This is a genomic window from Oceanobacillus sp. FSL W8-0428 (assembly GCF_038004405.1).
GTDB lineage: Bacteria > Bacillota > Bacilli > Bacillales > Amphibacillaceae > Oceanobacillus > Oceanobacillus sojae.
In genome coordinates, this window is the sequence record NZ_JBBORB010000001.1 from 3,375,112 (window position 1) to 3,391,209 (window position 16,098).

30 protein-coding genes are annotated in these 16,098 nt (G+C 30.2%); 27 read left to right on the plus strand and 3 right to left on the minus strand.

What is annotated here, in order from left to right; all coding sequences use genetic code 11:
* Window positions 1-556: 556 nt before the first annotated feature.
* The 3 genes from MKY30_RS16085 to MKY30_RS16095 are packed head-to-tail and all read left to right on the plus strand — an operon-like array spanning window position 557 to window position 2,721.
* The gene (locus MKY30_RS16085) at window positions 557-1,438 is read left to right on the plus strand and encodes a S8 family peptidase (protein WP_341084746.1); all 882 of its coding nucleotides are present in this window, start codon (window positions 557-559) and stop codon (window positions 1,436-1,438) included.
* Window positions 1,439-2,203 carry an SAR2788 family putative toxin gene (locus MKY30_RS16090; protein WP_341084747.1) on the plus strand — a complete coding sequence of 255 codons (765 nt, stop codon included), beginning with the start codon at window positions 1,439-1,441 and terminating at the stop codon, window positions 2,201-2,203. It begins immediately after the preceding gene.
* A gap of 5 nt (window positions 2,204-2,208) precedes the next feature.
* Window positions 2,209-2,721, plus strand: a complete 513-nt coding sequence (locus MKY30_RS16095) for a hypothetical protein (protein ID WP_341084748.1) — start codon at window positions 2,209-2,211, stop codon at window positions 2,719-2,721.
* 226 nt (window positions 2,722-2,947) lie between these two features.
* Here MKY30_RS16095 and MKY30_RS16100 read toward each other — a convergent pair whose 3' ends face one another.
* The 3 genes from MKY30_RS16100 to MKY30_RS16110 form a co-directional block, all read right to left on the minus strand.
* Window positions 2,948-3,415, minus strand: coding sequence for an ImmA/IrrE family metallo-endopeptidase (locus tag MKY30_RS16100; RefSeq protein ID WP_341084749.1), 468 nt, complete (start codon window positions 3,413-3,415; stop codon window positions 2,948-2,950).
* A gap of 64 nt (window positions 3,416-3,479) precedes the next feature.
* The gene (locus MKY30_RS16105; RefSeq protein ID WP_341084751.1) at window positions 3,480-3,824 is read right to left on the minus strand and encodes a helix-turn-helix domain-containing protein; all 345 of its coding nucleotides are present in this window, start codon (window positions 3,822-3,824) and stop codon (window positions 3,480-3,482) included.
* 16 nt (window positions 3,825-3,840) lie between these two features.
* Complete coding sequence (locus MKY30_RS16110) at window positions 3,841-4,182, minus strand: helix-turn-helix domain-containing protein (RefSeq protein ID WP_341084752.1); 342 nt, start codon at window positions 4,180-4,182, stop codon at window positions 3,841-3,843.
* 163 nt (window positions 4,183-4,345) lie between these two features.
* Here MKY30_RS16110 and MKY30_RS16115 point away from each other — a divergent pair, with 163 nt between their 5' ends.
* The 24 genes from MKY30_RS16115 (at window position 4,346) to MKY30_RS16230 (ending at window position 16,085) form a co-directional block, all read left to right on the plus strand.
* Window positions 4,346-4,579, plus strand: coding sequence for a helix-turn-helix domain-containing protein (locus MKY30_RS16115; RefSeq protein WP_341084756.1), 234 nt, complete (start codon window positions 4,346-4,348; stop codon window positions 4,577-4,579).
* 42 nt (window positions 4,580-4,621) lie between these two features.
* Window positions 4,622-4,864, plus strand: a complete 243-nt coding sequence (locus MKY30_RS16120) for a hypothetical protein (protein ID WP_341084757.1) — start codon at window positions 4,622-4,624, stop codon at window positions 4,862-4,864.
* A gap of 569 nt (window positions 4,865-5,433) precedes the next feature.
* Entirely contained in the window at window positions 5,434-6,000 is a 567-nt protein-coding gene (locus tag MKY30_RS16125; protein ID WP_341084759.1) for a hypothetical protein, read from the plus strand.
* A gap of 9 nt (window positions 6,001-6,009) precedes the next feature.
* On the plus strand, window positions 6,010-6,399 hold the full coding sequence (locus MKY30_RS16130; RefSeq protein ID WP_341084760.1) for a hypothetical protein: 390 nt from the start codon (window positions 6,010-6,012) through the stop codon (window positions 6,397-6,399).
* The gene (locus MKY30_RS16135; RefSeq protein WP_341084761.1) at window positions 6,400-6,720 is read left to right on the plus strand and encodes a DUF961 family protein; all 321 of its coding nucleotides are present in this window, start codon (window positions 6,400-6,402) and stop codon (window positions 6,718-6,720) included.
* A 56-nt stretch (window positions 6,721-6,776) separates the two neighbouring features.
* The gene (locus MKY30_RS16140) at window positions 6,777-7,184 is read left to right on the plus strand and encodes a DUF961 family protein (protein ID WP_341084762.1); all 408 of its coding nucleotides are present in this window, start codon (window positions 6,777-6,779) and stop codon (window positions 7,182-7,184) included.
* 74 nt (window positions 7,185-7,258) lie between these two features.
* Window positions 7,259-7,435, plus strand: a complete 177-nt coding sequence (locus tag MKY30_RS16145) for a hypothetical protein (RefSeq protein ID WP_341084763.1) — start codon at window positions 7,259-7,261, stop codon at window positions 7,433-7,435.
* Window positions 7,436-7,518: 83 nt separating this feature from the next.
* Window positions 7,519-8,823 (plus strand): FtsK/SpoIIIE domain-containing protein, encoded by a 1,305-nt coding sequence (locus MKY30_RS16150; protein ID WP_341084764.1) that lies wholly within the window; start codon window positions 7,519-7,521, stop codon window positions 8,821-8,823.
* Window positions 8,824-9,097: 274 nt separating this feature from the next.
* Window positions 9,098-10,270: an XRE family transcriptional regulator gene (locus MKY30_RS16155; protein ID WP_341084765.1), complete on the plus strand. Its 1,173-nt coding sequence runs from the start codon at window positions 9,098-9,100 to the stop codon at window positions 10,268-10,270.
* Window positions 10,271-10,610: 340 nt separating this feature from the next.
* Window positions 10,611-10,802: a hypothetical protein gene (locus tag MKY30_RS16160; protein ID WP_341084766.1), complete on the plus strand. Its 192-nt coding sequence runs from the start codon at window positions 10,611-10,613 to the stop codon at window positions 10,800-10,802.
* Between the two features lie 12 nt (window positions 10,803-10,814).
* Window positions 10,815-11,345, plus strand: coding sequence for a hypothetical protein (locus tag MKY30_RS16165; RefSeq protein ID WP_341084768.1), 531 nt, complete (start codon window positions 10,815-10,817; stop codon window positions 11,343-11,345).
* A gap of 6 nt (window positions 11,346-11,351) precedes the next feature.
* A complete protein-coding gene (locus MKY30_RS16170; RefSeq protein WP_341084769.1) occupies window positions 11,352-11,720 on the plus strand; it encodes a hypothetical protein in 369 nt (122 codons plus the stop codon).
* Window positions 11,721-11,749: 29 nt separating this feature from the next.
* Window positions 11,750-11,875, plus strand: a complete 126-nt coding sequence (locus MKY30_RS16175) for a hypothetical protein (protein WP_341084770.1) — start codon at window positions 11,750-11,752, stop codon at window positions 11,873-11,875.
* Window positions 11,876-11,982: 107 nt separating this feature from the next.
* Window positions 11,983-12,351 (plus strand): hypothetical protein, encoded by a 369-nt coding sequence (locus MKY30_RS16180; protein ID WP_341084771.1) that lies wholly within the window; start codon window positions 11,983-11,985, stop codon window positions 12,349-12,351.
* Between the two features lie 5 nt (window positions 12,352-12,356).
* Window positions 12,357-12,545, plus strand: a complete 189-nt coding sequence (locus tag MKY30_RS16185; RefSeq protein WP_341084772.1) for a hypothetical protein — start codon at window positions 12,357-12,359, stop codon at window positions 12,543-12,545.
* The gene (locus MKY30_RS16190) at window positions 12,542-12,760 is read left to right on the plus strand and encodes a hypothetical protein (protein ID WP_341084773.1); all 219 of its coding nucleotides are present in this window, start codon (window positions 12,542-12,544) and stop codon (window positions 12,758-12,760) included. Before MKY30_RS16185 ends, MKY30_RS16190 begins: the two co-directional genes overlap by 4 nt.
* Before the next feature lie 224 nt (window positions 12,761-12,984).
* A complete protein-coding gene (locus MKY30_RS16195; RefSeq protein ID WP_341084774.1) occupies window positions 12,985-13,293 on the plus strand; it encodes a hypothetical protein in 309 nt (102 codons plus the stop codon).
* Between the two features lie 13 nt (window positions 13,294-13,306).
* Entirely contained in the window at window positions 13,307-13,606 is a 300-nt protein-coding gene (locus tag MKY30_RS16200; RefSeq protein ID WP_341084776.1) for a hypothetical protein, read from the plus strand.
* Window positions 13,607-13,619: 13 nt separating this feature from the next.
* Window positions 13,620-13,910: a hypothetical protein gene (locus MKY30_RS16205; RefSeq protein WP_341084779.1), complete on the plus strand. Its 291-nt coding sequence runs from the start codon at window positions 13,620-13,622 to the stop codon at window positions 13,908-13,910.
* Between the two features lie 176 nt (window positions 13,911-14,086).
* Window positions 14,087-14,212, plus strand: a complete 126-nt coding sequence (locus tag MKY30_RS16210) for a hypothetical protein (protein WP_341084782.1) — start codon at window positions 14,087-14,089, stop codon at window positions 14,210-14,212.
* 19 nt (window positions 14,213-14,231) lie between these two features.
* Complete coding sequence (locus tag MKY30_RS16215) at window positions 14,232-14,498, plus strand: hypothetical protein (protein WP_341084784.1); 267 nt, start codon at window positions 14,232-14,234, stop codon at window positions 14,496-14,498.
* Window positions 14,498-14,800, plus strand: a complete 303-nt coding sequence (locus tag MKY30_RS16220) for a hypothetical protein (protein ID WP_341084786.1) — start codon at window positions 14,498-14,500, stop codon at window positions 14,798-14,800. The genes MKY30_RS16215 and MKY30_RS16220 overlap by 1 nt, the downstream gene beginning before the upstream one ends.
* Window positions 14,800-15,819 carry a conjugal transfer protein gene (locus MKY30_RS16225; protein ID WP_341084788.1) on the plus strand — a complete coding sequence of 340 codons (1,020 nt, stop codon included), beginning with the start codon at window positions 14,800-14,802 and terminating at the stop codon, window positions 15,817-15,819. The genes MKY30_RS16220 and MKY30_RS16225 overlap by 1 nt, the downstream gene beginning before the upstream one ends.
* Before the next feature lie 14 nt (window positions 15,820-15,833).
* Entirely contained in the window at window positions 15,834-16,085 is a 252-nt protein-coding gene (locus tag MKY30_RS16230; RefSeq protein WP_341084790.1) for a hypothetical protein, read from the plus strand.
* Window positions 16,086-16,098: the final 13 nt, after the last annotated feature.

The window sequence follows — 16,098 nt, forward strand, 5'->3', positions numbered from 1 at the left end:
ACACAACCTGTAATTCAAAAAAGTAATATTGTGGCTCTACACCCCATTAAACCTTATTTAATTAACTAACACATATTCTCAGAATTAGATTGAATTAATGGCATTATGTGCTCCTCTATTTAGTCTCATGCCGAATAAACAATATTTTTATTTTATATACTTAGGAGTTTATTGTTCTAATCACCAACAAAAAAAGAAATATCAACATGATTTTGCATTTACAATAAACTGATTACAATGATATTATAAGGTTACGATACTATAGTTCAATTCTTAATGCTGTTTTTCAGGTCTTAAACAAGTAATTATTAAAAATATTTAGGAAATAAGGGGGCGTAAATACATATTAATTGCAATGCTATAACATCTATTTATTTCTCTAGTTTCCCCTTGGATGTATTATAATACTGAATAATAGGGAATGAAGATTAAAAATATTCATAAAAACTAGAGAAGTGCTGGTATCGAATATTGCATCAAAAATATCTTTGAATTGAACTAAATGCATCAGAAGGAAGTGATATTTTTATTTATTCAAGGTAAAAGAGGGCTAATAATGAAAAGATTAATATTTTTGTTGATTTTGTTACCACTTCTTCTAGGAGGTTGCAGTACTTCTTCAAAGCAAGAAACTGTAGAATGTACACATAGTTGGTCTGTATGCATGTTAAATCCTGACTTTAACACTGTGTCTACAGATTCAGATCAAATAAAAGTTGCAATATTAGACAGTGGCATTAACTCAAATTTAGAACAACTTCAAGATTATGTTGTAAAGAGTTTTAATACATTTGATAACTCTTCTACGACCACACCGATAGATGGACATGGAACTATGATTGCAAGCATTGTGGCTTCAACATCGCATGAGGGCAAATTAATTGGGTTAAATAATCATGTTGAACTTTATGATGTCCAGGTATTGGATGAGGAAGGTACAGGTAGTATCGAGAATACAGTAGCAGGAATTGAGTGGGCAATTGACCAAGAAGTAGACTTAATTAATATTAGCTTTGGTTTTTCAAATGATGACGAATCAATCAGAGAAGCAATTAAAAAAGCTTACGATAATGATATTATTATTGTTGCCGCAGCTGGGAATACGTTTGGATTAACAACAGAATATCCTGCTAATTACCCTGAAGTTTTATCGATATCTGCTATTGACAACGAAATGAAGATATTCGCTTATTCAGGGAAAGGAAAAGTTGATTATGTTGCACCAGGAGTTAATGTATCGGTTTTAAATATAAATGGTGAACTAGAACACCAAAGTGGTACTTCTTTGGCGACTGCATACGCTACAGGATCTATATCGTTATTAAAATTAGAAATGGAAAATGAGGATATTTTGAAGCACTTAAAAAAGAATTCAATAGAATTAGGATCAGATGATACATATGGCGAAGGCTTAATACAAATAGGGGGAGAAGAATAAATGAAGAAATTTTTTGTAATTATGTTAACTTTAACTATGTTTATCTCATATGGTGGTGTGGCTTACGCGGCTGAGCAAATTCAAGAAATTGATGCTTTATCAGCAGAGAAAGACTTGAATGAGGCTGGGTATTCAGAAACAGATGTTGAAGATGTTGTCTACTCGGAAGAAGAACTAAACTATGTTGATTCAACTATAGAAAATGAAGATATGCATATGAATAGTTTATTAGAATTCAATGAAGAAACTGGCAAGATTTCAGTAACTGCAACTCTGCAAGATGAGTATGGTAATGATTTAGAGAAATCATTTGATGTAGAAATATTAGAGCTTTATGATGAAGAGAATTTTAAAGCTACTTTTACCGATCAGGAATCTGGAGAAGAGTATACTTATGATAGTACAGAGCTAAAAGCATCCGTATGGCCTGCAGTTGGTGTTGTTATAGGTTTTATCGCAAAATCGGGTCTGAAACAAGCTATAAAAAAGTGGTCTAAGTCAATTGTTAGTTCTATGATTAGAGCAACTCCAGCCCTTGCTAAAGAAGCTGCTAAAGACTTGGGATATAGCGCTACAAATTATACTTCCCATGGACAAAAAGTATTTAAAAGAGGCAAAAAAGGTAAAGGGCCAAAGTATATAACGGTAGACAAAGATGGACATAATGGAGGAGTTTGGAAAGGGGCAGACACGGTTAAAAAATTAGGAAGCAAAAAAACTAGATCTGGTACTTATGATGCTGAACTAAAAAGAATTGGAGGCTAATTGAGTTGGTCAAATTAGATAAATTAAATATAGATTTCGATTGTAATAAAGAGACTCCTTACTTTCAAGTAAATCCTAATCAGAGAATTAGATTTGGAATGGAAGACTTAACCCCTTCCTTAATAAGAAAGGTTGTTGAAGAAGTATTAAGCGAAAAGGATAATATAAATGTTGTGTTTATATCAGAGTATATTATCAATAATAAACGTTTCACTTCAAAATCCAGAATTGGAAAGTTTATAAATATAAATAATTGGAAAGAAAGCATTGAGATTGACGAATGTGGTGATGAAGGAGTAGTTTATGCTACAATTAGAGATGTCGATAGAAATGATGTATTAAAATATTGTTTAAAAGTTTTTAATGGACACAACGAAGCGTTTATTAGTTTTTTTACAGAAGAAGTTTTGTTGTACTTAAATAGCGACGTTATTGACATTGTTTCAAACAACCGCAGTAAAATTGATTCTTTGAAACAAAATTATGCTGGGATATTTAATAAATACTATGAAGAATAAACCTTATTAAAGCCATCAGGTTTCATTATTTGGTGATTTAATATTGAGTATGTGAGAAACCAAACAGTATAAGCACCTCCTTTAATGATTAAATTGATCTTAACTGGAGGTGCTTTTTCTGTCCCCAAATTATACCAAATAACGCACAGAAAAAGAGAGTGTACTCTTTTTCTGATGAGTTTACACTCTCTTTTTATATGTGTTAATATTTGGACCATTAAATAGCTTATGAATTAGATTGAATCAATTGACTTCTATAATGATTCAATTTTTTTTGTGCAATTTCGTCTGTAACATAAAATTTATTTTTGATAATACGAATACCTTCATTAATATTATTGATACTGTATTTTTGTAACATAAATGTCGGAACACAAAAATGTAATGCAAAATTATTTGCTTTCCACTCTTGATACTCAATATAAAGATTATTTAGATTTATAATTTGATTTCCGTATTGCAATAAAACATGACAAAGTTCATGAGCGAAATCTAACCATTGTTCTTCTGGTGATAATCGAGAATCAATTATAATTTCACCTTTATATGTTCTACTTGAAATATTTAAGAAAGTTAATTTGATGTTTAACTTTTTTGCAATTTCTCTCATATTTAATTGGTTAGGATGATGAATACCTAATTTTTTATAAAATTCTTTTATTGAATCTTCTAATAGTGTAGTTTGATATTTCATCTTTTATCACCTCAAGGAACGTTAGTTCTATTGTTGAGTATAAAAAAAGCTCTAATAACAGAGCTTATTTATTTTTGTCTCTTTCTTGAATGAAATCCCAAAAGAGAATTAATTCTTCTATTTTATCTTCTGGAGCATCTTGTAAGTTTTTAAAAAATATTTGTGTTTTAGGGTCAAGAAATTTATTGTACATTTCATCTGATGAATTAGTAAATTCGTTCCCTCTGATTAAAAAATCTAATGAAACATTAAAATAATTAGCAATTTTCTTTAGTGTTTCGTAATCGGGTTGCCTTTTATTTACTTCATAATGTGCATAGGCTCCTCTTGATATTTCTAACTTTTTTGATAGTTCTTTTTGAGATAGACTATGCTGTTTTCTTAACTTTTTAAGTCTTTCCCCTAACATTAAATAACCTCATTTCTTATTCTTCCCTATGTTTAAGATATTCCCAAAAGCGAATTAATTCTTCTATTTTATCTTCTGGAGCGTCTTGTAAATCTTTAAAAAATATTTGTGTTTTAGGGTCAAGAAATTCTTTCCACATTTCGTCTGGGGAATTACTAAATTCATTTCCAGTAATTATATAATCAATTGAAACATTATACAAATTTGCTAACTTTTTTAAATTATCATAATCGGGTTGTCTTATAGATTTTTCATAACTGGATAAAGTGTTATTCTTTATTCCAATTTTATTGGCGACATCTATTTGTTTATAACCTTTTTCTATGCGAATCTTTTTTAATCGTTCACCATAATTCATTTTTTTCACTTCCTTATATACAAGTATAATAACATTATTTCGCTAAACGAGAAACTTTATTCACAAAATGAGAAAAAAATTATAAAAAACCCTTTACATTCTCATAACGAGAATGTATAATAAAATTAAATTCACATAATGAGAACTTGAAAGGGGGATAATGATGGTAAAGAGTTTAGGATTTCGTATACAACAATTAAGAAAAGAAAAAGGTTTTACACAATCTTTTGTAGCAAAAAAATTAGGTTATAAATATTCTTCAATAATTTCAGAAATTGAATCTGATAAAAAAAAGATTAGTGCTGAAAATTTATATTTACTATCAGAAATCTTTGATGTAGATATCAATGAATTTTACAAAGATGAAAAATCACAAAATGAGAATATTCTTATTTGAATTAACAATTAGATTATATTACTTCGAGGGGGTGAAACACAAATGGACTTTAGTTTAATGCAAGCATCAATGAAAAAAGCAGTTGCATTAGCCAAAACTTACGAGGGTGATTGGCAAGCATGTATGAAGTTAGCGTTTAGATCAATAAAAGTTGAACATTACATGAAAGAGCCTATATCAAAAGAAATCATTGAAAAGCTGTTATTGCATAACGTTTCATATCGTAGGATTGCAAAAAATTATGATATGACAAGGAAAGCAGTTAAGACATTCGACAATATATAAAAGGTGTGACTTCTTACCACCTCATAAGATGTTGGAGAATGTAAAGGAAGGAAGTTGAACATTGAAAATTACATATAGAAAGATAGCGCATATGATTAATCGTAACTAATCATACACGCCACAAATAAAAACTCGACACTTTTATTATAGCGTGTAATTTACGATTTGTCATTAAGCGAAATCTAAGTGATGATACCTAACACTTTTAAATATGGTATAGCAGTCCATAGCGAGGGTGCTAATGGTTGTAAAAACAACCTACTATATGTCGCCATGATTAGGAAAAAAAGCGACTGATAAGCGCCGTAATGGTTCTTATGATAGTTGAAAAAGAGCCTAGCGAATTTCTTTTTTCTTTTTTTTATAAAAAATAAAAAGATGGTGATTTCATGGATATAAAAAACCAAAAATCAAAAAGTTTGATTTAGGAAATGTAGAATGGGGTTCACCGGAATTTAATAAGATTGTTCGTGAAATGGAGCAACAAGAAAAAGAATTGAAGGAATATAAAAAAGCAGTAAAGGCAGTTAAAACTATTCAAGGCGATTATTAGGAAGGTAGGTGAATTCATGAAGTTAAATGATTTATTAAGGGAAAATAAAATAGTCGCATTTGGCTTTGATGCTGTAAAAGATTTAGTCAGATTCGATAATAAAGATTCGGAAAACACTGTAATTGTATCTACAATTTCACCAAGTCTTTTAGCCAGACATGGAGTAAATGAATATTATGGATTGGAATTGTCCAGAGATACTATATATAAAACAGGATTAGATATTATCAAGGCAGATATAAATGTTTCAAAATATCGTTTAATTGCTCTTGAAATATATCCGTTGGAAAAGAAACATGATTTTGTTATTGCCAGTAGGCATAAAGGTACGATTGATATTTTAAAAAATGAATTTCCTTTTTTGATAGATGCGCCTGTATTTGAGCGTGTTGAAGCTACCGATATTAAAGGAAAACATGTTTTTGGAACACTTCCACATCACTTAATACCAGAATGTGATTTGTATACTTCTGTCAGCATTAGAGGATTTGATTATGCAAAAGACAATGATTTAACAGGTGCAGAGTTATTAGAACGTATTCAGATTGCAGAAACACCGATAATGCTAGAAAAAATAGATTGAGGTGATTGAGTGAGTTCAACGTATTCTAAATTATATGAAAAATTATTATTGATTTCAGTTGAACAAGGAAGCTTATCAGTTAGTTTAGAGGATTTAGTAAATATTTTAAATGAACATCGTTGGATGACAGAATATATTGACCAGATGTATGTTCTTAACTTGTATTATCGAGAACGTTTAGATAATTATATTCAGATTTATTCTGATGAAGGAAGATATTTAACTGAAAAACAGGCTTTTAAAGATGTTTTAGAATTATACAATAATCCATATTCAGATATAGAAGAAATTCTAATCCCATCTGTTAGAAAAGAGTGGATTCTAACAAAATCATCTGAATTAGGATTAACATCTATAGAATTACAAAATTTATATAAGGAAATTAAAGGAGAGGTTTAAATGTTAAATTTTATTATCCCAGAAACTGAAGAAACGTTTGGTGTGATTGAGTTTGCATCTTATGACAAGGAGAATGGAGAGGTAACAGAAGGTTTTGGAAGAAATCAGAAGGTAATTGGTAGAAGGTTTAATCTCTTTTCTGCAAAACATAAAGAAGGAATTGAAGTAATTTTACCGCCAAGTGTAGGTGTTAAACAAGATTTAAAGTATGGTGATACTGTTAAATTGGTGAATCCTAAATTAAAATTACAGGCTAACCGTACTAATACAGGTGGATTTGTTAATTGGCTTTGCTATGCTGACGATATTGTTCCAGCATAATATTTGATTTTATTCTATTGATAATAAATTAATTAAAAAAGGAGATTGAATGATAAATGAAATTAAAAGAAGGAATTAAAGTAAATGTTGATGCAACTTTTGGAGAATTGAAATTTATGGGGGATGATGGAGTTAGATATGACCCAAATGATCCAGATAGACAAAAAGTTATAAATCGTAGGTATAATTTAAAAAGTAGAGCGCAAGAACAGGCAGTAACGGTATATTTGGATGCAGAATTACCAGAAAAAGATTTTGAATACAATACGCCTGTTGAATTGAAAGATGTTACTATTGACCAATTTTCAGCGAATGGTAGGGATGCAGTGATTATGATTTTTGCAAGTGATATTGTGCCAGCTGGTGGTAATAATGAGCCTAAAAAATCAAATACTAATTTTGGGAAAGACCAGAAAGATACAAAAGAGCCTTTGAAGCCAGAGGAAAATAAAAAGCCACAATAAATAATTGATAATAGCGTGCTAGTTATTTAAACTAATTAGTACGCTATTGCTATAAAAAAATAAGGTGGAATTTTATGATTGATTTTCTTCTTGATGGTTGGTATTGGTCATCTTTTAATATTATTTTTATGATTGGATTAGTTATTTTACCAGTGATACTTTTTATTCTTTATATTGTTAAGTTTATTTTTGTTATCATTGGTTATTTTGATATGAAAAAAGCTAGGAAAAAGTGGAGAAATCTTTATTAAATTAGAAAAGAAAAAAGGTGATAAAGATTGAATTTTTAAGAAAACGATTATGGACATATAGAGGTATAAGGATTAATCCAAAAATGGAACATGGGGTGTTAAGAACAGGTATGGGAATCTTTATACCTGTTTTTTTATTGTCTTTATTTTTCTGTTATAAAACAGGAATAAGTAATATTAGTGAGTGGTTTCAATGGGATTATTTAAAAGACATACTCGGCTGGAATTGGTTTTACATTGGGAAGGGAATAGTAATTTCCTTTGTAATTGGTGCTCTTATTGTAGGTTTAATGTACATTGTCTTTTTTGAACAATATATGCGCATCTATCACAGGCAGAAAATTGCCAGAATGTTCATTTCTAATCGTTTTATTGAAATGCAGACTTATTCTACTGAAAGTCAATGGTCTGAAAAAACTGTAACTAAATCAAAAATATCTTATTTTCCAAAAGCCTATTATAAGATTCGTAAAGGGTATATTGAATTTCGTATAAATCTGGATATGTCAAGATTTCAAGATAGATTCAAACAGTTGGATGAACAACTAGAAGATGGATTGTTTTGTGCTTTGATGGAGAAAGAGATTGAAGAAAATTATATTTGTTATAAATTACTTTATGATGTTAAAAGGAAGCGTATATCAATCAATGATGTTGAAGTAAATAATGGCAGTATGAAATTAATGGATCATATAAGTTGGAATTTTGATAGTTTACCACATATGCTTATTGCTGGTGGTACTGGCGGTGGTAAAACATATTTTATTTTAACTATGATTGATGCTTTATTGAAGTCGGGGGCTAACTTGAAAATACTTGACCCAAAAAATGCAGATTTGGCAGACTTGGAACATGTTATGCCAGAAGGTACAGTATTTAGTAAAAAATCTGGAATTGAAATGACTTTACGTAAATCAGTAGAGGAAATGCACAAACGGTCAGAAGAAATGAAGGAAATGCCAGGATATAAAACAGGTGGAAATTACAGGGATGTTGGATTACCACCTGTTTTTGTTGTGTTTGATGAATATGTTGCCTTTATGGAAATGTTAAATATGTCAGAAAAGCAATCTGTTCTCGAAAATATGAAACAATTAATTATGATGGGAAGGCAAGCTGGATATTTTATAATTCTTGCTAATCAAAGGCCAGATGCCAAATATCTTGCTGATGGTATTCGTGACCAATTTAATTTTAGAGTTGCGCTTGGTAAAAATAGTGATGTGGGATATGGCATGATGTTTGGAGATGTCGATAATAAATTTATAAACAAGAGCATAAAAGGTCGAGGTTATGCTGATACAGGTTCGTCTATCATAACAGAGTTTTTTACGCCATTAGTTCCTAAAGATTATGATTTTTTACAGCAAATATCAAACCATAGTTAACACAACACGTCGTAGGCTGGTGCTACGCTAGCGACGGCAGTCGCGCGTGGCAACGCAAAGTAGCACCAGTGCGAAGACGTGTTGTGTGTATACCGGGCTTGCCCCGGTATACGTAAACCCCCTTTATCTAACAGGGGGGTACAAATGTTAAGACCAATCCCTAGCAACGGGGCAGAAACCTTGATATATCAACAAAATTTAGAGTGTGAATTTGGTCAACTTACTTTTTTGTAAATGCCGAATTTTTGACCAATTCAGTTGAAAGGAGAAAAAAATGGGTGATATTGGCGCAACTATTAAAACGACAAGAGAACGTTTGGGAATTAAAGGAGTTGAATTTGCGAAGCAAATCGGGGTAAGTAGTTCATATCTTTCAAAGTTAGAAAGTGGAAAGAAAAAGATTCCAGATAATTTGTTAGAAGATATACTTGATACTTTAGCTTATTATGATGCAAATGAAAAAAGTTTAAACTGTATTTATGATTACGTTCGTATAAGTTTTCCTACACATGATGTTGATGTGATTTTGAAGGAGATACTTCATATTAAAAAAAAGTTTATGTATGAAACAGCAACTAGCCAATATGGTTATGTCGGAATGTTTAAATTAGATTTAATAAAATGTTTATACTCGGAAAAAGGGGATGATAGAGGAACGCTTATTGAAATGTCGGGAAAAGGTTGTAGACAATTTGAAAGCTATTTAAAAGCAAGGGGTAAAACATGGTTTGATTTCTTTCAAGATTGCGAAAAACATAAAGGAAGATGCACACGTATTGATATTGCGATAAATGATTTTAAAGAATATGTTTCTATACCAACCTTGTTAAATAAAATATTTGCTGGCGAATGCGTTTCAAGATTCAAAACGTTTGATTTTATGGGTTCTGGATTAATAGAAACAGGAGAAAAACATGGTGTTTCGGTCTATTTGGGTTCTAAATCAAGTAATTTCTATCTTTGCCTTTACCAAAAAGACTATGAACAGGCAAAGAAGTTAAACATTCCAGTAGAAGATGTGGAAATTAAAAATCGTTATGAATTGCGATTAAAAAATGAAAGGGCGCAAGAATTGATTCGAAAGATACAAGATACAGGTACGGTTAGTGAAAATATCATGTCAGTTTTAAATTATTATGTAAGGTTTGTTGATAAGGGAGCGCAAAAGCAAAAAAGATACTGGCAAACAAATAAAAAATGGGAAAATTTGATTGGTGATATGGGCAAGAAATTAAAGTTAACGACAGAGCCGACAGAAGATTTCTATGAAAAAAGTGAAGCGTGGGTTGAAAAATCGGTTGCACCGACTTTAAAGATGATTCAAACAGCAGATGAAGAATTGAATCGAGATAAATTGAATGAAATGATAGATAAGGCTGAAATGTCAGAAGAACAGGAACACAAAATGATGATTTATGTTTCAAAAGTGGAAGATATGATAGCTTAGCGGCTAAAAATTATAAGATAGTGTTTTGACTTTTCCAACCTTTTGGGGTTGTGATATTGGCTGGCAGTGTGGTTGCCAAAAACCACGAATTTAACGTCACTATTTTATAATGGATCAGTATATTTTGGCACGATAGGACTTAACGTTTTTGACGCTATAATTGCTAGTGACAAGTCAATTTAATTAAATAACCTTTTGGGTATAGTTGACTTGGCAAACGCAAAACAGCGTCAAAAAATCGGAAAGCAAGGGGGAAAGGTGGAGATTTTTCAGTGAAACGTTTTGAAAAATACTACCGTACCTTGCTTGCAGATTAGTTCTGTTGAAAGGAAATGATTCTATGGATTATGTATTAGCATCAATACTATTTTTAACATATTTTTTAATAATTCTTGTTGTAATTTTTGGAGTGCTTAGAGTAAGTTTTAAAATGGTGGAAGGAAAAGGTCGAAAAAAAATTATTTTATTACCAGTTTTGAGTAGTGCATTGTTATTTATTGCACTTTTTTTATTAACGAAATTTATCTTATAACTGAAAAGGAAGGTGGTTATTATTGGTATTTTTCATCTGATTTGGATTATTCCTTTATTATTAGTTGTGTATACTCGTATAAAACTAAGTAATATTAAAAAAATAATAGAAAAGCGAAAGCAGATTCTTAGTCATATTAGTTGGCTTACTAAAATAAAGACGGTTGAAGAAAGGGATGCCAGAAACTTTGACAGGAAAGTGCATGATTTATTAAGTGCAGATGCGGGTGAATCAATAAAATTGGTAGATATATTTCCCGAAAATGTTGGTTTAAAAAGGAATGTTAGAATATCAAATTTGGATGCTTCTATGGAATATAAAGCAACAATAAAATATGAAGAGTTGTCCGTGTTAGATATATCTGTTGTGGAACTGAATGAGATGATACAAGATTTAAATAACTATATAAAAGAGAAAAATATAAGAAAGATTGATATATTCTTGATTTCGCTTTCGAATGTTTATGGTTTATTAGGATTGGATGAAATTAACGAGTTGGAAATAATAGAACAAATACAACCATTATACAATGTTAGGAGTTGATTAAAATTGCCATATACAGATGAAGTAAGAAATAAAAAATTATTGGAAGTAATCCGGGAAGGTATTCTTGTTTTAAGGTCGGTTGAATTTGAAATGAAAAATGACTATAAAAGTAATAAAAAAACTTTTTTAAAAAATATTCATTTTGATGATGTTGTAATAATAAACAATGTTAGTATTCTAATTTTAGATATGTTACACAATTTACCAGAAATAATTCAAAAACGTAATTATATTGATGCTTATAATGAATTAGTTCTTGTGAATGGGTTAGAAAATGCGTTGTTCCAATTGAAAGGAAATTTTAGATTTGAAGGAAGTATTAAGCGTTATGTAAATTTTGTGAATGAAGTGATACAGAGTTCTTTTCCTTAAAGTAAAACCAATTAAGGAGTGAATTTCGGATGGATGATGAAGTGAAAGTGGCTATGTGGTTATTGATAGTCTTATGGGTTTTTATAATCGGACTTTTTATTTTGCTTGGCAATGTTCATGGTTGGGATGTGGTTTTAAAATCTAGCTTTCGATAATTGATTGAATTAATGACTTCTGATTTAACTAATTAGATTTGTTGAATATATATTTTATCCAGAGTAGCCAAAGCTACTCTATTTTTATGGTTAGGAGTTGAATTTAATTGTCTTATACTATAATAGATCAGATAGAAAAATTAGCAAAAGTATCAGAAATAGGAATTTTAACTTTAAGGAAAATTGAATATGAGATAGAGGAAATTTTTGAAAGTAAAAATATCTTATTAATTAGTAAGTTAGTTAATAATGGCTTTGCAATAAGTAGAATACGTATTTTATTGTTAGATATTTTGCTTAATCTGCCAGTTGTTAATTTTGATAAAAAATTTATCAATGTTTCTTCTTCGTTACAGAAAGTTAATGAATTAGAAAGTATATTGGAAAACTTGGAAGAGGGTTTTGAGTTCGAGCACCTTGTTTGTGATTATATAAATTTTGTGAATGAAGTGAATGACATTTACTTTAAGGAGTGAATTAAATGTTAAATGAGAAGAAAAATTTGATGCTGGTATATGAGGAAGAAATAATTCGACGAATGATGCAAGGTTATGGAAAACCATTTCTTGAAAATTTTAAAAAATACAAGCGAAGTAATAAGAATATTGTTGTCATTAGTAGTGCTGGTGAAGGTAGAAAACTAATTATTAGGAAAGAAGATTTGCTATGAAACTTTTACCAGCATTGTTGTCATCTATTATTATTGTCTTGCTAACTGATTTTGTTGGAGTATTTATAATTAAAGTTTCATCTAATTTATTGTTTGATGAAGTAGTTACTTTTAAAGAAGTTTTAACTGACCCTATGGTGTACTTGTCGTTAATTATTGCAAGTATTCTTATGATTCCATTTTGTACATGGGGTTTTATGAATGAAGAAGAATAATAGAAATATGTGTGAGGTGAGATTATAAAAATGTTTCTTTTATCTAGTAGGATGGATGGAGTTATTTGTTCAAAATGTCAAGTTACAGCTATAACTTTGAGACAGTATGAATGGGAAAATAATAAAGATGATGAAGAATGGTTTTGGGAACCTTCTTCTCCAGAAGATGATTATTTGTATGTATGTCCGAAGTGTAAAAATACTGATTTTATAAGTGATTATGAATGATTATTTTGATTATGGTTGCAATTGAAGAAGTATTAAAGGAGTTGGATAGGATGAATAAATATGCCATTGATTATGGTACTGGAATTGTAGACAAAGTGGAAGCTAGAGATATATATGAGGTGCAAGAATTAGTAAAAGAGCGTATGACATATACAGGTGAAAATATTAATATTCGTGGATTAGAAGGGGCAGACGGTGAGTATGCTGTGTCTCGCTGGTATCCCATTCAGCCGAAAACGCAAGAAGAATTAGATGATGTTTTAGTACAATTTGGTGCTTTTGGTTACTACTCAAAATGGGTTTAAAGGGTGGTTAAAAATGGCTCAATTAGAAGTAGTGAATAGTGCTAGTTTAGTAAATGCTTTGGAATATCATGGAATAGTGAATGTTTATAATGAATTGCGGGAGGTATTATTTGAAAGTATTTTAGATGCTGGAATCAATGAGACTATGGAAGGGCAAGTTTCAATAGAATGTAATTTTGCACATTTATATGAACGTAGGGATGCTGATACGGTTGGATTACAATTTAATCTTAATCGTGAAGATATTTATGGATATGCGGAGGATGATTGGCTTATTTACGCTGAATGGACTGGATATATTAATCTTTTATGAAGGGAGTTTTTAAATGATTCCACTTATAACAAATGATGGTGAATTTGTTGAAGTGTTGGAAAGTAACAACTTGATTAATGATAAGTTAGTCATTTTAGAAAAATTACAGGAAGAAATACAATTTATTAGTAATTCGGTATATACAGAAATAGGGATATTTTATTATGCGAGAAATGAAAGGGATGAAAACAAAACCTTTCATTTTTTATTTGGAATTGATCCGTCTATACAAAATCATGTAAAAAGCAATTCAAGAAATGCAATTGTTGCTCTGGAATTTTTAGATATAGTGGCAGTATTTTAATATATTTATTTTTAGGAAGGGGATAGTTATTAATGGGTACTAAGGTAGTAAGAGGGATTCAAAATTTAGCTGGGTTAGAGGATGATTAGGAGTTAGGTAAATTTGATGATTATGATTTTTTTATCGAATGTGCTAAAGAAGTTGCTACTCTGCCAGAAGTTCAACAACAAGGTGGCGTGAAAGTACGTAAGGATTATGAGGAAGATTATATTGCACCAATTTTTGAGATTGTTGAAAATGAGGGTGAAGAAATACCTTCTTGTGACCTCGTATATATGGCTATCCATCATTTTAAATATTAATTTTAAAGGATGTGAAAATATGAGAATTGTTTTTAAAAACCCGGGAACGCTGGAAAATTATTTAATTAAAATTGGGAAAATAGATTTATGGAATACAATCTATGAATCAATGGTAGATTTCTATCAGCACCAATTCTATATGTCTGATGAAATTTTTCAATATAGAATACGTATTTCACTTTATGAGGAAAGTAAAATCGTTCTTGTTTTTGAAAATTTACTCAATGATGATATTGATAGAGAAAATATAGATGTTGAATTTATTACGGTGGAAGATGATAACTGATGCAAAGTTTATCAAAACGATTAAAAAATTTAGGATTTGTCGCTGATTTGCCAGAAACGGTGAAAGGTAAAAAACATTATTATTATCAAGCGTATATTAAAGATTTATCGAATAATACGTCTTTAATTATTGAAGGTTATCGGAAGAAAGGTTATCCGACATACCGTTTTACATTTTATAAAAGGACATATTTTAAAGGGGGTGGTAAGGTCAGCGAAAAAATCTATCTAAATAACGCATCACCTATTAAGATGATGCAAAAGGTTACGTCATTTATAAATTATTTAGAAAGGAGTAAATAATGGGTTTTAAAGAGAAAATTCGTAAAAGTAAAGTTGTAGGTAAAGTCAAACAAGTTCATAGGCCAAAAAAAGAGAAAAGCAATGTTCGCAAAGATAATTCTAAGCGCATTGCTTTTTTTGTTTGGACTTTAATTTTGGGGATGCTGTTCATTGCAACCCTATCCATTCTTTTGTCTGTAAATACACGTTCTAATCTGAATGAAACGAATAGAAATTTGTTAGCTGCGGAAGATGAAGAAGTGCAAGAAGAAATTTCACAGGAGCAAGCAAACGAATTTCTATCTTCTTTTATTCGAGTATATATGAATGTACCAAAAGACAGTGATGCTCGAACGGAACGAACAAGTAATTTAAAAGAATATATGGTATTCAATGATACTTTTAATGATGATAATAATGCTATGTATCGACCAGAAGGCGAAGGTACAAGAATCTTAGAATCTTTTACTCTATTTAATATAGAAGAAAATGAATCAAATATGATGTACCAGTATAAAGTTACTTTTACAAACAAATTAGAAACAGAAGTGGAGACTGGGAAGGGAAAAAATAAAAAAATAGAAACGGAAGTAGAGGAAGAACAACAAACATTATTATTAAATATTCCACTTGTTGTAGAGAATGGCTTATTTAGCATCCCTTCTGTTCCATACTTTACAGATGTTCCTTCGCTTGCTGGAAACATTGAGTATGAGACAGATTCAATCGAATTGGAAGAATATAACGGAAATGAAAAAGAAAATATCATAATATTTTTGAATAATTTCTTTGAGAAATATACGACAGAGCCAGTAGAAGAATTAGCTTATTTGATGGAAGAACCAGAAACATTAAATGGTTCTTTTTTGTTTGAAGAAATTCAAGATGTAGTGATCTATCAAGATGAAGAAAGTTATAAAGCGCTATTGAAAGTTAACTTCCAAGATGAAATATCTGGCATTCAACAAGTAAATGATGTCGAAATGGATATTTCGAAAAATGGAAGTAACTTTTATGTTGATGAATTTAAATATAAATAATTGGAGGAATATAAATGCATTTCTTAAATGAATTATTAATTGCTACGGCTAATCTACCGAATCCAAATCAAGGTTTCGATTGGATTAAAGATGTAATTGAACAGGTAATCTTTGTGGGAGTAGCTTTTGTACTACTGAAATTTGTATTTAAGTTAAAAATCGGTCAAATTGTTATTTCAATATTAATTGGCGGTGTAGTTTACTATTCAATCCGAAATACAGAAAAAGTATTTGGTTGGATTGAAGCATTTTTAAATACGTTTTAAAAAGGATGAAGTT